We start from the raw sequence: 15,451 nt of genomic DNA on the forward strand, positions 1-15,451 counted from the left end.
TCGCTGTGGCGCGAATGTGCCCGCCCGCGCCGGCGTTCGTCAACCACCGCGCAGCACCTGGCCCAGCCGGGCAAAGAACCAGGCCGAGGCCGGGTTGCGATCGGCATCCCATTCCGGGTGCCATTGCACCGCCAGCACCTGCGCCGCGCCGACTTGCGCCGAAAAGGCCTCTACCAGTCCATCGGGTGCCACCGCTTCCACCGTCAAGCCCTGGCCCAGCGTGGCCACGGCCTGGTAATGCACGGAATTGACGGTGATCGCATCGCCCAGCGCGGTGGCCAGGATGCCGCCGGGCGTCAGGCTGACCGGGTGGGTCTGGGCAAACATCTCTTCCAGGCTGGCGCCATCGGGGGCGTGGTGCCTGACCGGCCCATCGCTGGGCAGGGTTTGCAGCGTGCCGCCGAACGCCACGTTGAGTTCCTGGAAACCCCGGCAGATGCCGAACACCGGCTTGCCGGCGCGCAGCATGGCATCGCCCAGCGCCAGCGTGGTGGTATCGCGCGCGGGATCGAACGGCCCGTCACCGGCGCTGGCGCCATAGCGCCACGGCTCCATGTTGGACGGGCTGCCGGTGAGCAGCAGGCCATCGAGCCGGCCGGCGAGCGCGGCCCAGTCGGTCAGGCCGGGCAGGGCCGGGACCAGCACCACATCGCAATCGGCGTGGGCGGCGGGCGCGCGCAGATAGCGGTCGATTACGCCATGCACCGGTTCTGGCCCGCCGCTTCGCAGGCAGCACGATACGCCCAGCAGCGGCCGCGTCATGCCGGCAGCACTCCGAGCGAGGACAGCGTGGGCGTGGAAATGGTGACGGACTTCATGTCGGCATACTTGAACAGCGCGTGCAGGCTGCGGTCGCGGCCAAAGCCGGATTGCTTGAACCCGCCGAAGGGCATGGTGATGTCGCACGCGTCCCAGCCGTTGACCCAGACCAGGCCAGCGCGCAGGCGCCGGGCAAAGGCGTGGGCGATATCGATCGAACCGGTCCACAGGCCCGAGGCGAGGCCATATTCGGTGTCGTTGGCAAGGGCGAGCGCCTCTTCGGGCGTATCGAAGGGCACCACCGCCAGCACCGGGCCGAACACCTCTTCCTGGGCCAGGCTGCTGGCGTTGCTGACGGTATCGAACACCGTGGGATCGAGGTAGAACCCGCCGGTTTCGGCGCGCGCGCGGCTGCCGCCCAGGCGCAGCGCGGCGCCTTCCTGCTGCGCGCGGGCGATGCGGGTGAGCACGCCTTCCAGCTGCTTTTCACTGATCACCGCGCCCAGTTGCGTCGCCGGGTCGAGCGGATCGCCCGGGCGGATGGTGCGGGCCACGGCCAGTACCTTTTCGACGAATTCCGCGTGGATCGAACGCTGCACCAAGAGCCGCGATCCGGCGGTGCAGACCTGGCCCTGGTTGTAGAAAATGCCCCACGCCGCCGCTGCTGCCGCGCGATCGAGATCGGGATAATCGGCAAAGACGATATGCGGGCTCTTGCCACCCAGTTCCAGGCTGACGCGCTTCAGGTTGCTGTCGGCCGAATAGCGCATGAGCTGGCGGCCGACCGGGCCCGAGCCGGTGAACGTGATCATGTCCACGTCGCGGTGGAGGGCGAGGGCCGCGCCCGCGTCCTGGCCGGTGCCGGTGACGACATTAAGCACGCCATCGGGAATGCCGGCCTCCAGCGCCAGTTCGGCAAAGCGCAGTGCGGTGAGCGAGGACAGTTCCGATGGCTTGACCACCATCGAATTGCCCATGGCGATGGCCGGGGCGATTTTCCACATGGCCATGAGCAGGGGGAAGTTCCACGGCACGATCGCGCCGATCACGCCCAGCGGATCGTGCACGGCATAGCTGAACTTGTCGGGGCCGGTGGGGCCAACCTCGCCATGGATCTTGTCGATCGCCTCGGCATAGAAGCGCAGCGTGCCGAGCGCGAGCGGCACGTCGACATTGCGGGTGTCGCTGATCGGCTTGCCCGAATCGATGGTTTCGAGAACGGCGAATTCTTCGGCCGCAGCCTCCAGCTTGTCGGCCAGCGTCAGCATCAGCTTCTTGCGCTGGGCTGGCTTCATGTCGCGCCACTGCCCGCTTTCAAAGCGGCGGCGGGCGGCGGCCACGGCGCGGTCGATATCGCTGGCATCGCCCGCCGGCAGGGTGCCGATGACCTGGCCAGTGCCGGGGTTGACGGTGTCCAGCGTGGCGCCCGACGCGGCCGCAACGCTGGCGCCGCCGATCACGTGGTGGGCCGGCAGGCGGCTGGGCAGGGTGGGCGGGGCACTGGTCATCGTCTGGTTCATCCGGCTGGTGCAATGTGTGATCACTAATAGCCATTGTGGCCCGTGGTGCAAGGTCTGGCAGCCATGGCTTCTGTGTATTTCCCGGCGTCGAAAGAGCGGTTGTGGGCGGAAAAGCGCGTGGCAATCCGACGATCCGGGCTGGACAGCGCGGCGGGCTTTTTATATGTGATCACACCATGACACAAGAAACCGCCTCGTCCTTTGCCGCCTGGCTTGCCGCCCATCCCGAAGTGACCCGAGTGGAAGCCTTTCTCACCGACGTGAACGGTGCGCCCAAGGGCAAATGGCTGGTGCGCGACAAGGCCGTGGCCCTGGCGGCCAAGGGCCTGCCGATGCCGCTTTCGGTCTTTGCCCTCGATGCCTGGGGCTGTGACGTGGCGGGCGCAGGCCTGGCGTTTGGCACGGGCGATCCCGATGGGCTGTGCTGGCCGGTGGCCGGGCGCTGGAGCAAGGCGCCGTGGCTGGGCGAGGATAGCGCGCAGGTGTTCCTGGGCATGGTCGACAAGGATGGCGGCCCCGTGGTGGCCGATCCGCGCGGGATGTTGCAGGCCCTGCTGGCGCGCTATGCCGCGCGGGGGTTGACCCCGGTGGTGGCGACCGAACTGGAGTTCTACCTCTATCGCCTGGAAAACGGCGTGCCGGTGCCGCCCGATGGCAATCTGCGCCGCAACGACACGCTCTCGACCACGGCGCTGTCTGCCCATGCCGCACTGTTCGACGAGATCATGGCGCTGGCCCACGCCATGGGCATTCCCGCCGACGCGGTGATCAGCGAGGCGGGGCCGGGGCAATACGAACTGAACCTGCTGCACCGCGCCGATGCACTGGCCGCGGCCGACGATACCGTGCTGATGAAGCGCATCGTGCGCGCGCTGGCGGCGCACCACGGGCTGGGCGCGACGTTCATGGCCAAGCCCTATGGCGATTGTTCGGGCAGCGGCATGCATATCCATGCCAGCCTCAACGATGCAGCGGGCAAGAACGTGCTGGCCAAGCCCGAGGGCGGCCCGGCCGACATGCTGCTGCACGCAGTGGCCGGCCTCTTGGCGGCGATGCCCGAAACGATGCTGGCGTTTGCGCCCAACTACAACTCGTTCCGCCGTTTCCGGCCCGATGCCCATGCGCCGGTCTCGGCCAGCTGGGGCATCGATGACCGCTCGGCCGCGGTGCGGGTGATCGTGGGCGATGCCAAGGCCACGCGGATCGAGCATCGCATTTCCGGGGCTGACGTGAACCCACACGTGGCCATGGCGGCGATGCTGGGTGCGATGCTGCAGGGGATCGAGGACGCGGTGATGCCGCCTCCGGCGCAAGACCCGCTGCATCCCGGCGCCGGCGCGCCGCTGCCGGTGGAATGGGGCGCCGCGCAGGCTGCCTTTGCCGCCTCTGAACGCGCGGCCGGCATGTTCGGCGCGCGCTTCCGCGATATCTTCCTGGCGTGCAAGCAGCAGGACCGCGCCGCGTTCCTGGGCCAGATCGACCGGTTTGAATACGATACCTACCTGGGATTGCTGTGATGGACATGGCGGTGCCGGGCCTGCACCAGGCGGCGCCCTATGCCGGGATGCCCACCTGGTATGCCGCCAGCGCCAACCCGGCGCCGCAGCGGCCGGTATTGCAGGGCGCGGAGCGAGCCACGGTCTGCGTGATCGGGGCCGGGTTCACCGGGCTTTCGGTGGCGCTGGAACTGGCCGAAAAGGGCATCGACGTGATCGTGCTCGAAAGCGAGCGTGTGGGCTGGGGCGCATCGGGCCGCAATGGCGGCCAGCTGATCAACGGCTATTCGCGCGGGCTTGACGTGCTGGAAGCGCGGCACGGGCCAGCCGTGGCGCGCGCACTGGGCGCAGTGGCGCTGGAAGGCGCCGCGATCATCCGCGACCGCGTCGCGCGCTATGGCATTGCCTGCGATCTGGTCGATGGCGGGCTGGGCGTGGCGCTGAATGCAAAGCAGATGCGCGCGCTGGAGGACGAGCAGCGGGTCTGGGCCGCGCATGGCCATGCCGGGATCACCGTGCTCGACCGCGAGGCCCTGCGCGGCCATGTCCAGAGCGATCGCTATGTCGGCGGCATTCTCGATCCGCTGCGCGGCCATTTCCACCCGCTGAACTATCTGCTGGGCGAAGCCGCCGCGTTCGAGCAGCTGGGCGGTCGCCTGTTCGAACACAGCCGCGTGACGCACGTGGATGACAGCGGCCCGCGCCCGCGCGTGGTCACCGCGCAAGGGGAGGTGACCGCCGATACCCTGGTGGTGTGCGGCAATGCCTATCTCGGCAAGACGCTGCCCCGGCTATCGGGGCAGATCATGCCGGTATCGAGCCAGGTTGTGACGACCGAGCCGCTGGGCGATCTGGCCGCGCAGCTCTTGCCCAGCAATGCCTGCGTGGAGGATGCCAATTACATCCTCGACTATTTCCGCCGCACGGCCGACGGGCGCCTGCTCTATGGCGGCGGCATCGTCTATGGCGGGCAGGACCCGGCCAGCGTGGAAGCCAAGATCCGTCCCGGCCTGATCAAGACCTTTCCGCAGCTCAAGGACGTGAAGCTGGAGTTTGCCTGGAGCGGCACCTTTGCCATGACGCTGAGCCGCATGCCGCAGATCGGCCGGCTTTCACCCAAGGTGTTCTATTCGCATGGTGACAGCGGCCACGGCGTGACGACCACGCAATTGCTGGGCCGCCTGCTGGGCGAGGCGATCGCCGGGCAGCATGCGCGCTTTGACGTGTTTGCCGAGCTGCCGCACCCGCCCTTTCCCGGCGGGCAGCGCTTTCGTGCGCCGCTCTCCACCCTGGGATCGCTGTGGTACACGCTGCGCGATCGGCTGGGGGTGTGAGCCGCGCATATGGCCGGCATTGTGCCTGAATCGATGCCTCATCCATGGCTGAATCGATGGACCTTTGCGGGTCGATCGTGCACAATCGCTTGGTTGGTGGCGGTCCTGTCCGGCCGAGCGCCTTCGATCCCACGTTACGATCCCGCTGCCACTCCGTGGCCGGGATATCCGCGATCAACACCTGAAGGACGGTCGATAATGCGTCGTATCCCCCTGTTCGTTTCTGCCCTGGTGGGCCTGGCCGCAGCCGTGACGGCGCCTGTGGCCCATGCCCAGAATGCCGCTGCCGGGGCCGCCATGTTCAAGCAGCAGTGCCAGATGTGCCATGTCAACACCGCCGGCGCCAAGGGCTTTGCCGCGCCCAACCTGTGGGGCGTGGTCGGGCGCCAGGCCGGTTCCACCGCGTTTGCCTATTCCACCGCGCTCAAGAATTCGGGCAAGACCTGGGATCCCAAGACGCTCGACACCTTCCTGACCGCGCCGGGCAAGCTGGTGCCGGGCACGCGCATGGTCGTGGCCATTCCCGATGCCAAGAAGCGCGCTGACGTGATCGCCTATCTCAAGACCCTGCACTGATGCCCGCGATGGCGTAAGATGCGCCCCATCATCGTCACCCCGGGCTTGACCCGAGGTCCCGCTGCCCTTTGGGGCTGGATGAGCAAAAAGCGGGATCCCGGATCAAGTCCGGGATGACGACGAGGGAGCGAACGCCAGACCACGCCCATTAGACCGGAGCACCGCATATGCCCGTTTCGCTGACAATCGATGGCAAGCAACGCACCCTGGCCGTGGCGGAAGACATGCCGCTGCTGTGGGCCTTGCGTGATATCGCCGGGGTGACCGGGGTGAAATTCGGTTGTGGGGCGGGCCTGTGTGGCGCGTGCAGCGTGCTGGTGGACGGGCAGCGCCTGTTCGCCTGCCAGACACCCGTGGCCGATGTGGCCGGCAAGGCTGTCACCACGATCGAGGGACTGACTGGCCAGCCGCTGGGGCAGGCCCTGGCAGCCGCTTGGGAAGAGCTGGACGTGGTGCAGTGCGGCTATTGCCAGCCGGGGCAGATCGTGGCCGCCGCCGCGCTGCTCAAGGCCAATCCCAAGCCCGATGATGCCGCCATCGATGAAGGGATGAGCGGCAATATCTGCCGTTGCGGCACCTATAACCGCATCCGCGCCGCGATCCATCGCGCCGCCGATACGATCAAGGCATGAGGGGGGGAAGACCGATGACCACGCCGATCGCCACCCCGTCACGCCGCGCGTTCCTGGCCGGATCGGCCGTGCTGGCCAGCGCCCTGGTGGTGCCGCTGCACCGCGCGTTGAGCAGCGTGCCCGCCGGCCAGTTGGCGGCCAATGGCTATCTGGCGGTGCTGCCCGATGGCGCCGTTTCGCTTGCCCTGCCCAAGACCGAAATGGGCCAGGGCATCATGACCGCGCTGACCATGCTGGTGGCCGAGGAACTGGGCCTGGCGCCCAGCGCGGTCAAGGTGTCGATCCCGCCGGCCGACCGCGCCCGCTTTGCGCCGATCGATACTACCACGGGTGGCTCTACGTCGATCCGCGAGCTGTGGAAGCCGCTGCGCCAGGCCGCTGCCAATGCGCGCGCCGCGCTGGTGGATGCGGCGGCGCGGCAGTGGAAAGTCATGCCCGATGGCCTGACTCTGGCCGATGGCGCGGTGGTAAATCCGGCATCGGGCAAGCGGCTGGGCTTCGCCGCGCTGGTCGCCGATGCCGCCGCGCATGTGCCCACCGACGCCACGCCCACGCCGCGATCTGCCTGGAAAGTGATCGGCAAGGATACCCGCCGGCTCGATTCGGCGGACAAGGTGCGCGGCACCGCGCAGTTCGGCATCGATGTGAAAGTGCCGGGCATGAAGATTGCCACGCTGGCGCAATCGCCGGTGTTCGGCGGCAAGCTGGCCAGCCACAACGCCGCAGCGGCCAAAGCCGTGCCCGGCGTGGCAGACGTGATCGCGCTGGACGACTGCCTGTTCGTGACGGCTGACAGCCTGTGGACGGCCAAGAAGGGCCTCGAGGCCGCCGCGCCGACCTGGAACGAGGGCGCCAATGCCGGGCTGGACCAGGCCCAGGTCGTGGCCGCGCTCGATGCCGCCGTGGCCAAGCCGGGCGTGACGGCCAAGGCCGAGGGCGATCTGGCCCAGGCCCGTGCCGGCGCCGCCAAGACCGTGGAAGCGCTCTATCACCAGCCGTTCCTGGCCCATGCCACGATGGAGCCGGGCAATTGCACCGCCCATGTCACGCCGCAGGGCGTCCAGGTGTGGACCGGAACGCAAGTGCCCAGCGATTGCCGCGCGGCTGCTGCCCGCGTGCTGGGCCTGGGCGAAGACAAAGTGCAGGTGCACAACTTCCTGATGGGCGGCGGCTTTGGCCGGCGGCTGGAAACCGACATGGTGGAGCGCACGGTCAGCCTGGCGGCCAAGGTGCCCTATCCGGTCAAGCTGGTGTGGACGCGCGAGGAGGATATCCAGCACGACATGGTGCGCCCGGCCTATGCCGACCGCATCAGCGCCAGCCTGGACCAGGCGGGCAAGGTTGCCGCGTGGGAGCATCGCATCGCCGGATCGGCCGTGATGGCGCGCTTTCTCGGCGACAAGTTCAACGGGGTGGACGATGACGCCGTGGATGGCGCGATCGCCCCGCTCTACCCGGCCAAGGCGCGGCTGGTTACGTTCAAGCAGGTGGAAAGCGCCATGCCCACCGGCTGGTGGCGCGGCGTTGGCGGCCTGCGCAACACGTTTGTGATCGAAAGCTTTGCCGACGAACTGGCGCTGGCCGCGGGGCAAGACCCGCTGGCCTGGCGCCTGGCGCAGATCACCGATCCGCGCGCACGGGCGGTGCTGCAAAAGGCCGCCGCCGAGGCTGGCTGGGGCAAGGCGCTGCCCAAGGGCGAAGGGCTGGGCCTGGCCGTGCTGCATATCTGGGACACCTGCCTGGCGGCGGTGGCCCATGTGAAGGTCGATGCGCAAAAGCAGATCCTGGTGCCGCAGGTGACCGTGGCGGTGGATTGCGGCCCGGCGATCAACCCCCTGGGGGTGAAGGCGCAGATCGAAGGCGGGGTGACCTTTGCCCTGTCGGCCGCGCTCTATGGCGGGGTGACGCTGGAAAAGGGCCGTATCGCCCAGTCCAACTACAACGACGTGCGCCCGCTGCGCATGAACGAGGCGCCGCGCGTGATCACCCACGTGATGCCGACGGACAACGCGCCGGGCGGCATGGGCGAACCGCCCGCGGCGGTGATCGCCCCGGCGGTGGCCAATGCGCTGTTTGCCGCCACGGGCAAGCGGGTGCGGCAGGTGCCGTTGCAGGCCGGGTTCGAGGCGGCCTGAGCCGACAGGCTTGCGTGGGGCCCCGGATCAAGTCCGGGGCGACGAAAAGGGTATTGGGCTATTCATCGTCACCCCGGACTTGATCCGGGGTCCCGCTTTCTCTGCTTTACCAGCCGCCGCCGAGCGCCAGGAACAGGTTGACCTGGTCGTTGGCCAGTTCCACGCGCGAATTGAGCACGGCGGCTTCGGCGCCGATCACGCCCTGGCGGCCACCAATGTCGCTGGTGATGGCAGCGCGGCCGGCCTCGCGCAGGCGGCGGGCTTGGTCGGACGCGGTGCGGGCAGAGGCCAGCGCTTCATCCAGCGCGGCATGGCGATCATGGTTTTCGGCATAGGTGGCGAGTGCCGTTTCGGTTTCGCGCAAGGCGCCGAGCACCACGCCATCGAAATGCGCGAGCGCGGCATCGGCACTGGCATCGGCGGCCTTGACCCGCGCGCGGGCGCCGGCGCCAGGGATCGACCAGTGCAGCAGCCCGCCGATCGACCAGCGATTGGCTGCCGGCAGCCCCAGATCCTTGACGAAACCGGTGGAACCAGCGGACAGGCCGATGCCGATCGAGGGATAGAGATCGGCCGTGGCCACGCCGATGCGCGCAGTGGCCCCGGCCAGTTGCCGCTCTGCCGCGCGCACATCGGGGCGGCGGCGCAGCAGGGCCGCGCCATCGCCCACCGGCAGCGGCGTTTTCATCTCGGGCACGCTGCGGCAGCTTTCCGCCTCGCGCGGGTAATCGGCCGGCACTTTGCCGGTCAGCGCGGCCAGGCGATAGAGCGCGGCCCGCGCGGCGGCGCGATAGATGGGCAGAGCGGCCTGCGCCTGGGCCAGGCGGCCTTGCGCGGCGGTAACATCGGGAGCGGCGCTGCGCCCGGCCGAGACCAGGCGGCGGTTGATATCGACCAGATGCCCTTGCAGGGTGATCGCGCGCTGCGCCAGGTCTTCGGCGGCGTGGGCGGCACACACGCCGACATAGGCCCGCGCCACATCGGCCGCGACGGTGACCTTGACCGCATCCTGCGTGGCGGCGATCGCTTCCTCATCGGCACGGGCGGCCTCAATCTGGCGGCGGATGCGGCCGAACAGATCGATCTGATAGCTCATTTCCGCGCCCACATCGCCGATATCGGCAACCGGCAGCTGCTCGTTCTGCAGATAGGACTGCCCCGACAGGCGCGCGTGCTGCGCCCCGGCCGAAACCCCGAAATCCACTTCCTTGCCACCTTCGGCCACAGCCGTAACGGCGCGCGCGCGGGCTAGGTTGGCAGCGGCCACGCGCAGATCGGTATTGGCGGCCAGCGCCTGTTCTTCCAGCCCATCGAGCACGGGATCATCATAGAGATGCCACCAGCGCGCCGGCAGCTGATCGGCCGTGGTCAGCGCGGCGGGGGCAGACTGGAATGCGCCCTGTGCCGCCGGGCGGGTGATCGCTGCATCCTTGGGCACATGGTAATCGGGGCCAACCGCCTTGCAGCCGGCCAGTGCCAGCATGGCCGAACCGATCAGGAAAAGGCGCTTCACCGGGCGTTCTCCTGCTTGTCGGGCGCGAGGGTGACCGAGGCGGTGCGCCCGGCGATCAGCGCGACATTGGCCGGGCGTTCATCCAGGGCGATGCGCACCGGCACGCGCTGGGGCAGGCGCACCCAGGAAAAGCTGGGGTTGATCGAGGGCAGCATCGAGGCGCTGCCAGTGCGATCGTGATCCTCGATCGCCATCGCGATCGAGGTGACATGGCCCTTGAGCAGGCGATCCTCACCCATCAGGCGCACGGTGGCGCGCTGACCAACGTGGACATGGGCCAGCTTGGTTTCCTCGAAATAGCCCTCGATGCGCAGCGAGCTGTTGTCGACCAGCGCCATCACCGCCTTGCCCGGCGCGACATAGTTGCCCGGGCGCAGCGTCTGGTCGGAAATCGTGCCATCGACCGGCGCGCGCACGGTGGCGCGATCGAGGTTGAGCCGGGCCATCTCGCGCTGGCTTTGCGCGGTTTCCAGCATGACCTGGGCAGCGGCGACCTGGGCCTGGGCATCGGCCACCTTGGTCTCGCTCTGCTGCGTCACTTCCAGCGGCACCAGATCACCCAAGCCACGGTTGCGCGCCGCCTCGCGCTGCGCCTCGGCCAGGGCGACGCGGGCGCGGGTGATCCCGGTGCGGGCCTGGGCGATGGCATCGTCGGCCTGGCGCACGGCCAGGGCATAGCGCGCGGTATCGATCTGGAACAGCACGTCACCCTTGTGCACCGGCTGGTCGTTGACCACGGCGACCTGGGTGACCAGGCCCTGCACATCGGGTGCCACCTGCACCACATCGGCGCGCACGCGGCCATCGCGCGTCCACGGGTCGGCCTGGTAATGCAGCCACAGCGAACGCGCGCCGATGGCCGCGACGATGACGATGGCGCCGGTCACGCCGATCTGGACGGTCTTGCGAAAGGTGGGGGAAGCGAGCAGCGACATCAGAGCCATCCATTGATCAACTGGGGAAAGCGCACGAGCAGCGCCCAGAATGCCACGAACATGGCAGTATCGAACAAGACCGGGTGCCAGACCCAGCGATAGAAACGCAGCGCCACCAGCACGCGGTGCACGATCAGCGCCAGGATCAGCGCGACCGTGGCGGTGACCGGCGCCGAAGCCACGAAGACTTCGCCGAACATGTATTCGGAAAAAGCAGGCGTCGGCGGGTTCATGCCAGTGGCTCCACCACGGCGGGGGCTGCTGCCAGGGGCAGGACCGGGCCGGGGCTATTGGGGAAAAGATTGCGGCGCAGGGCGATCAGCGCGGCGATGGCATGGGGCGCATCGGGCGCATCGGGGTGGCCAAAGGGCAGCGGCGGCGGACGCACCGGGCCGCCTTCCTTGAGAATCAGGCGCAGCGCGCGATCGATGCGGTGCTGCAGCCGGGCGTCGGCCGGGGGCGGGGCATCGGGGCGCCAGGCACGGAAATAGCGGGCCGCCTCGCGCAGCAGGCTGGCCAGCGCGCGCTGCTGGCGCAGCGGCGCGGCGGCGCGAGCGTGCTGGATCGCCACCAGGTTGATCGCCAGGCGTACCTCGCGCAGCGCGGCCTGCGCCGCCAGCGAGCCGGCGGGATCAGCGCCCAGGCGCTGCGTCAGCAGGGCGGTCTGGTCGATCACCCGGCCCAGCGCCACGGCCGGATCGGGCGGCGTGGCGGTGGTCGACAGCCGCACCAGATCGCGTTGCAGCGCGCGCAGCAGGCGGGCGATCGCCACGTCGGTACCCAGGTTGCGCAGGCCGGCGGTGAACCCTGCGGCCAGGACCACGGCCAGGACCTGGCCGATGTTGCTGTTCACAAAGCGTTCGAAATCGGGGTGGAAGCTTTCCTGGATGGCCAGCGCGCTGCAGAACCCCATGGCCATGGCAGTGGCCTGGCCACCCAGGCGCGGATGGGGAATGAACGCGGCGATTGCCAGCAGGGTGGGCGCCATGACCAGTGCCAGCGCCGTGAAATCGTGCACATAGGGCAGCACTTCGAACAGGTAGATGCCCGCCAGCGGCACGCCCGCGCAGATCGCCACGCCAAAGCGCAGGATGACCGGGATGGGATTGTCCATCGCGGCAAACAGGCAGCAGAACACCGCCGTCATCGCCGCCGCGCCCGCGCCATCTGCCCAGCCGGAATAGATCCACAGCGCGCAGCAGGCGATCACGGCCACTGACGCGGCGATGCCCGCCATCAAGGCATGGCCCAGATCCTGGTGCAGGCGCAGCGCGGCGCGCGGGCTGCGCAACGAGGCGGGCAGCGGCTGGCGTGGATCACGCAGGTGGTCGAGCGCCTGGCGGCAATCGGCCAGCAGCGTCACCACCTGGGCCAGGCGCACGCGATAGCTGGTTGCCAGCAGATCGTGCCAGGATTGCGGGCGTATGCTTTCGGGCACGGCGATCGCCGGGCGATCGAGCGCGGGGCAACCCGCCGCGATCCAGGCGCGGGTGGCGGCCTGGGCGCTTTCCAGATCGGGATCGGCGCAGGCATCTTCGGTGGCGATGGCGCTGCGCCGGTCCGACAGGCCCGAGAGCAGCGGCAGCAGCACGAGCATGCGTTCGAGCAGCGCGCGCAGCGTGCCGGTCATCTCGCGCCAGTGCGAGGTATCATAGGGCACGTGAATGGCCATCAGCGCGCAATCGACCACATCGACGGCCAGTTGCTGCTGTTCGCGCGGGGCACGGCGCGGGGCGCCGCCATCATCGGCGCTGCGCACGCAATCGGCGAGCCAGGCTTCGGCATCGCCCAGCCAGCGTTCCAGCCGCGCACCCAGCGGCGCGGCCACCGATTGCGGCAGGAACAGGCTGTGGGTGAGGGTGGCGGCAACGATCCCCAGCGTGATTTCGGTAACGCGCGCGACTGCCGTATCGAACACGGCATAGGGCTGGTTGACCGAAGGAAAGGCGATGATCGCCGCGGTATAGCCGGCGAGCATCAGGGTATAGGACCGTGCCGAGCGATCGAGCAGCGACACGGTGAGACAGCCCCCCACCCACAGCGCCAGCACGGTGGAGAGGATCATCGGCGTATCGACTAGCACCGGCACCACGGCCACGGCAAAGACCGCGCCGACAAACGTGCCGATCACGCGGTAGATCGCCTTGGAGCGGGTGGCCCCGGCCAGCGGATTGGAGACGATGAACGCGGTGGTCATCGCCCAGAACGGGAACGGCAGCCCGACCCACAGCCCGATCCACAGCGCCAGGAACCCCGCTGCCACGGTCTTGGCCGAGAACAGCAGGGGTTGCACCCAGGCTTTGGGAAACGGAAACATGGGATCGGGCTGCTTTCGTTCAGGCCGCTTGCAACTGGCGCAGCAGGATGCGCGCCACCGCTTCAGAGCTGGCCGGGTTCTGCCCGGTTACCAGGTTGCCGTCTTCCAGCGTGAACACGCCCCAATCCGGGCCCTTGCGATAGTCGCCGCCCTGCGCCTTGAATTCATCCTCGATCAGGAAAGGCACGACCTGGGTCAGGCCCACGGCCTCTTCCTCGCTGTTGGAAAAGCCGGTGACGGGGCGGCCGGCCACGATCGGGCGGCCATCGGCGCCCTTGACGTGGCGCAGCGCGCCGGGGGCGTGGCAGACCAGGCCGAGCGGCTTGCCGGCGCGATCGAAGGCTTCGATCAGGGCGATGGACACCGGGCTTTCCGCCAGATCCCACAGCGGGCCGTGGCCGCCGGGATAGAACACTGCGTCAAAGCCGGCGGCATCGAAATCGGCCAGCGGCGTGGTGTGGGCCAGCGCCTGCTGCGCGGCAGTATCGGCGCGGAAACGCTCGGTGGCAGGCGTCTGGGCATCGGGTTCATCGCTGCGCGGATCGAGCGGGGGCTGCCCGCCGGCGGGCGAGGCCAGGACGATATCGGCCCCGGCATCCTTGAACACGTAATAGGGCGCGGCAAACTCTTCCAGCCAGAAGCCGGTCTTGTGGCCAGTATTGCCAAGTTCGTCGTGCGAGGTCAGGACCATAAGAATCTTCATGGATTTGCTCCAGAGCGGCTGGCCGATCGAGGCGATCATGCCAGCGAAAGATGGACAGGGACATTCCCCATGATCGCCCGGCTATAAGGGCAGGCCCCATGGGCGGCCTCCATCAACGCACGAGCGCGTTTTGGATCCATGCCGGGCAAGGATACCGCCAGCGTGATGCCCAAGCCAAAGCCGCCTTCGGGGCGGGGCGCAAGGCCCACCGTGGCGGTAACCCTGGCATCGCCGGGAAGCGGCGGATGATTCTGATTCTTCAGCGTTTTCATCGTGCTGAGGAAACACGCGGCATAGCCTGCGGCAAACAGCTGTTCGGGATTGTTGCCATGGCCACGGCCGCCCAGTTCGGCGGGAAGATCAAGCCAGGCATGCAGCGTGCCATCGCTGGTCGCAACCTGGCCTTCGCGGCCACCATGCGCGCTGGCGCTGGCCTGATAGAGGCAATCGGTGAGCATGGACGGGTCTCTCAAGCGGCAGAACCGGGGCATTGGCCGTTGGCACAGGGCATCTAGGCGCGAACGCGACGACGCGCCAAGAAGCGTTGTAGCCAACATCCATAAAATTCCTTATGGATTGCGCCATGTCGCTCAACCGCCTGCGCGCCTTTGTCGAAGTCTATCGCCAGCGCTCGTTCACCACGGCTGCGCGCAACCTGGGATTGACCCAGCCGGCCATTTCCCAGCAGATCGCCAGCCTGGAAGAGACCATCGGCCGGCCGCTGTTCGAACGGCACGGGCGCGGGGTGGTGCCCACTGGCACAGCCGATGAGCTGGCATCGGACATTGGAGACCGGCTGGACCAGGCCGAGGCGGCGCTGGCGCAGGCCCGCGCGCGATCGGCCTTGCTGGCGGGATCGATCCAGATCGTCGGGCATCCCGATTTCCTGTCGGAAGTGGTGGCGCCGCAGTTGGGCACGCTGCTGGAAAGCGGCATTCGCGTGCGCCTGCATGGGGGCACGCGGGGCGAGATCGAGCGCATGCTGATCCATGGCGAGGCAGACCTGGGCGTTTCGGGCTTTCCCGCCGCCGACCGCCGCCTGCGCGGGGAGCATTTGCGCGACGAGGCGACCCGCGCGGTGGCAGCGCCTGCCGTGGTGGCACGGCTGCGTGCGGCGCTGGCCGCGGGGACCGATCTTGCCACGTTCCTGGCCGGGCTGCCGCTGCTGTCCTACGGCCTCGATTACCCGCTGATCGACAACTGGCTGCGCCACAATGGCCTGAACCCCGAACTGACCACGCCGGCGATGGTCGGGCTGGACGTGCGCAGCCTGCGCGGCCTGCTGATGGGCGGGCACGGCTGGACGGTCCTGCCCGAATATCTGTGCCGCGCGCATCTCGAAGCCGGCGACCTTGCCGATATTCCAGGCACCGCCGCCGGGCAGGATCACCTGAGCTATCACCTGCTGTGGTCGCCCGCCGCGCTGCGCCAGCCGCGCGTGGCCCACGTGCGCCATGCGCTGATCTGGCGGCTTTACCAGCAATAGGCGCTTGTCATCGCGGGTGATTGCGCCATGATGCTGCGATCACAG

At 68.5% G+C, this 15,451-nt stretch carries 14 protein-coding genes; 6 read left to right on the forward strand and 8 right to left on the reverse strand.

Features of this window, described 5'->3' with window-relative positions:
* Positions 1-39: 39 nt before the first annotated feature.
* Both C8K14_RS11355 and C8K14_RS11360 read right to left on the reverse strand, forming a co-directional pair.
* Positions 40-762: a gamma-glutamyl-gamma-aminobutyrate hydrolase family protein gene (locus tag C8K14_RS11355; RefSeq protein WP_107716748.1), complete on the reverse strand. Its 723-nt coding sequence runs from the start codon at positions 760-762 to the stop codon at positions 40-42.
* Complete coding sequence (locus C8K14_RS11360) at positions 759-2,267, reverse strand: aldehyde dehydrogenase (RefSeq protein WP_084391062.1); 1,509 nt, start codon at positions 2,265-2,267, stop codon at positions 759-761. Before C8K14_RS11360 ends, C8K14_RS11355 begins: the two co-directional genes overlap by 4 nt.
* 188 nt (positions 2,268-2,455) lie before the next feature.
* Here C8K14_RS11360 and C8K14_RS11365 point away from each other — a divergent pair, with 188 nt between their 5' ends.
* The 5 genes from C8K14_RS11365 to C8K14_RS11385 all read left to right on the forward strand — a co-directional run bounded on the left by C8K14_RS11365 (position 2,456) and on the right by C8K14_RS11385 (position 8,452).
* Positions 2,456-3,796 carry a glutamine synthetase family protein gene (locus C8K14_RS11365; protein ID WP_022678240.1) on the forward strand — a complete coding sequence of 447 codons (1,341 nt, stop codon included), beginning with the start codon at positions 2,456-2,458 and terminating at the stop codon, positions 3,794-3,796.
* Complete coding sequence (locus C8K14_RS11370) at positions 3,796-5,109, forward strand: FAD-binding oxidoreductase (RefSeq protein WP_233251044.1); 1,314 nt, start codon at positions 3,796-3,798, stop codon at positions 5,107-5,109. Before C8K14_RS11365 ends, C8K14_RS11370 begins: the two co-directional genes overlap by 1 nt.
* A 198-nt stretch (positions 5,110-5,307) precedes the next feature.
* On the forward strand, positions 5,308-5,685 hold the full coding sequence (locus C8K14_RS11375; RefSeq protein WP_054130773.1) for a cytochrome c family protein: 378 nt from the start codon (positions 5,308-5,310) through the stop codon (positions 5,683-5,685).
* Between the two features lie 167 nt (positions 5,686-5,852).
* Positions 5,853-6,317 (forward strand): (2Fe-2S)-binding protein, encoded by a 465-nt coding sequence (locus tag C8K14_RS11380; RefSeq protein ID WP_054130772.1) that lies wholly within the window; start codon positions 5,853-5,855, stop codon positions 6,315-6,317.
* Between the two features lie 14 nt (positions 6,318-6,331).
* A complete protein-coding gene (locus C8K14_RS11385; RefSeq protein ID WP_233251045.1) occupies positions 6,332-8,452 on the forward strand; it encodes a molybdopterin cofactor-binding domain-containing protein in 2,121 nt (706 codons plus the stop codon).
* Between the two features lie 106 nt (positions 8,453-8,558).
* Here the strand turns inward: C8K14_RS11385 and C8K14_RS11390 are convergent, their stop codons facing one another.
* The 6 genes from C8K14_RS11390 to C8K14_RS11415 are packed head-to-tail and all read right to left on the reverse strand — an operon-like array spanning position 8,559 to position 14,378.
* Positions 8,559-9,965: an efflux transporter outer membrane subunit gene (locus C8K14_RS11390; RefSeq protein WP_233251046.1), complete on the reverse strand. Its 1,407-nt coding sequence runs from the start codon at positions 9,963-9,965 to the stop codon at positions 8,559-8,561.
* On the reverse strand, positions 9,962-10,900 hold the full coding sequence (locus C8K14_RS11395) for an HlyD family secretion protein (RefSeq protein ID WP_107716749.1): 939 nt from the start codon (positions 10,898-10,900) through the stop codon (positions 9,962-9,964). Before C8K14_RS11395 ends, C8K14_RS11390 begins: the two co-directional genes overlap by 4 nt.
* The gene (locus C8K14_RS11400; protein WP_231627534.1) at positions 10,900-11,133 is read right to left on the reverse strand and encodes a DUF1656 domain-containing protein; all 234 of its coding nucleotides are present in this window, start codon (positions 11,131-11,133) and stop codon (positions 10,900-10,902) included. The genes C8K14_RS11395 and C8K14_RS11400 overlap by 1 nt, the downstream gene beginning before the upstream one ends.
* Positions 11,130-13,217, reverse strand: a complete 2,088-nt coding sequence (locus tag C8K14_RS11405; RefSeq protein WP_107716750.1) for an FUSC family protein — start codon at positions 13,215-13,217, stop codon at positions 11,130-11,132. The genes C8K14_RS11400 and C8K14_RS11405 overlap by 4 nt, the downstream gene beginning before the upstream one ends.
* A 19-nt stretch (positions 13,218-13,236) precedes the next feature.
* Positions 13,237-13,920, reverse strand: coding sequence for a type 1 glutamine amidotransferase domain-containing protein (locus C8K14_RS11410; protein ID WP_107716809.1), 684 nt, complete (start codon positions 13,918-13,920; stop codon positions 13,237-13,239).
* Positions 13,921-13,955: 35 nt separating this feature from the next.
* A complete protein-coding gene (locus C8K14_RS11415; protein WP_062787296.1) occupies positions 13,956-14,378 on the reverse strand; it encodes an organic hydroperoxide resistance protein in 423 nt (140 codons plus the stop codon).
* A gap of 125 nt (positions 14,379-14,503) precedes the next feature.
* On the opposite strand from C8K14_RS11415, the gene C8K14_RS11420 reads away from it, so the two are divergent.
* Positions 14,504-15,406, forward strand: a complete 903-nt coding sequence (locus tag C8K14_RS11420; RefSeq protein ID WP_062787298.1) for a LysR family transcriptional regulator — start codon at positions 14,504-14,506, stop codon at positions 15,404-15,406.
* Positions 15,407-15,451 lie beyond the last annotated feature (45 nt).

It is taken from the genome of Novosphingobium sp. GV079, from assembly GCF_003058045.1.
GTDB lineage: Bacteria > Pseudomonadota > Alphaproteobacteria > Sphingomonadales > Sphingomonadaceae > Novosphingobium > Novosphingobium capsulatum.

Excerpts from the sequence above, each read along its gene's own strand:
- C8K14_RS11370 (WP_233251044.1), top strand. The coding sequence starts at position 3,796 with ATGGACATGGCGGTGCCGGGCCTGCACCAGGCGGCGCCCTATGCCGGG.
- C8K14_RS11360 (WP_084391062.1), bottom strand. The coding sequence starts at position 2,267 with ATGACCAGTGCCCCGCCCACCCTGCCCAGCCGCCTGCCGGCCCACCAC.
- C8K14_RS11410 (WP_107716809.1), bottom strand. The coding sequence starts at position 13,920 with ATGAAGATTCTTATGGTCCTGACCTCGCACGACGAACTTGGCAATACT.
- C8K14_RS11420 (WP_062787298.1), top strand. The coding sequence starts at position 14,504 with ATGTCGCTCAACCGCCTGCGCGCCTTTGTCGAAGTCTATCGCCAGCGC.
- C8K14_RS11385 (WP_233251045.1), top strand. The coding sequence starts at position 6,332 with ATGACCACGCCGATCGCCACCCCGTCACGCCGCGCGTTCCTGGCCGGA.
- C8K14_RS11415 (WP_062787296.1), bottom strand. The coding sequence starts at position 14,378 with ATGCTCACCGATTGCCTCTATCAGGCCAGCGCCAGCGCGCATGGTGGC.
- C8K14_RS11380 (WP_054130772.1), top strand. The coding sequence starts at position 5,853 with ATGCCCGTTTCGCTGACAATCGATGGCAAGCAACGCACCCTGGCCGTG.
- C8K14_RS11395 (WP_107716749.1), bottom strand. The coding sequence starts at position 10,900 with ATGTCGCTGCTCGCTTCCCCCACCTTTCGCAAGACCGTCCAGATCGGC.
- C8K14_RS11375 (WP_054130773.1), top strand. The coding sequence starts at position 5,308 with ATGCGTCGTATCCCCCTGTTCGTTTCTGCCCTGGTGGGCCTGGCCGCA.
- C8K14_RS11405 (WP_107716750.1), bottom strand. The coding sequence starts at position 13,217 with ATGTTTCCGTTTCCCAAAGCCTGGGTGCAACCCCTGCTGTTCTCGGCC.
- C8K14_RS11365 (WP_022678240.1), top strand. The coding sequence starts at position 2,456 with ATGACACAAGAAACCGCCTCGTCCTTTGCCGCCTGGCTTGCCGCCCAT.
- C8K14_RS11400 (WP_231627534.1), bottom strand. The coding sequence starts at position 11,133 with ATGAACCCGCCGACGCCTGCTTTTTCCGAATACATGTTCGGCGAAGTC.
- C8K14_RS11355 (WP_107716748.1), bottom strand. The coding sequence starts at position 762 with ATGACGCGGCCGCTGCTGGGCGTATCGTGCTGCCTGCGAAGCGGCGGG.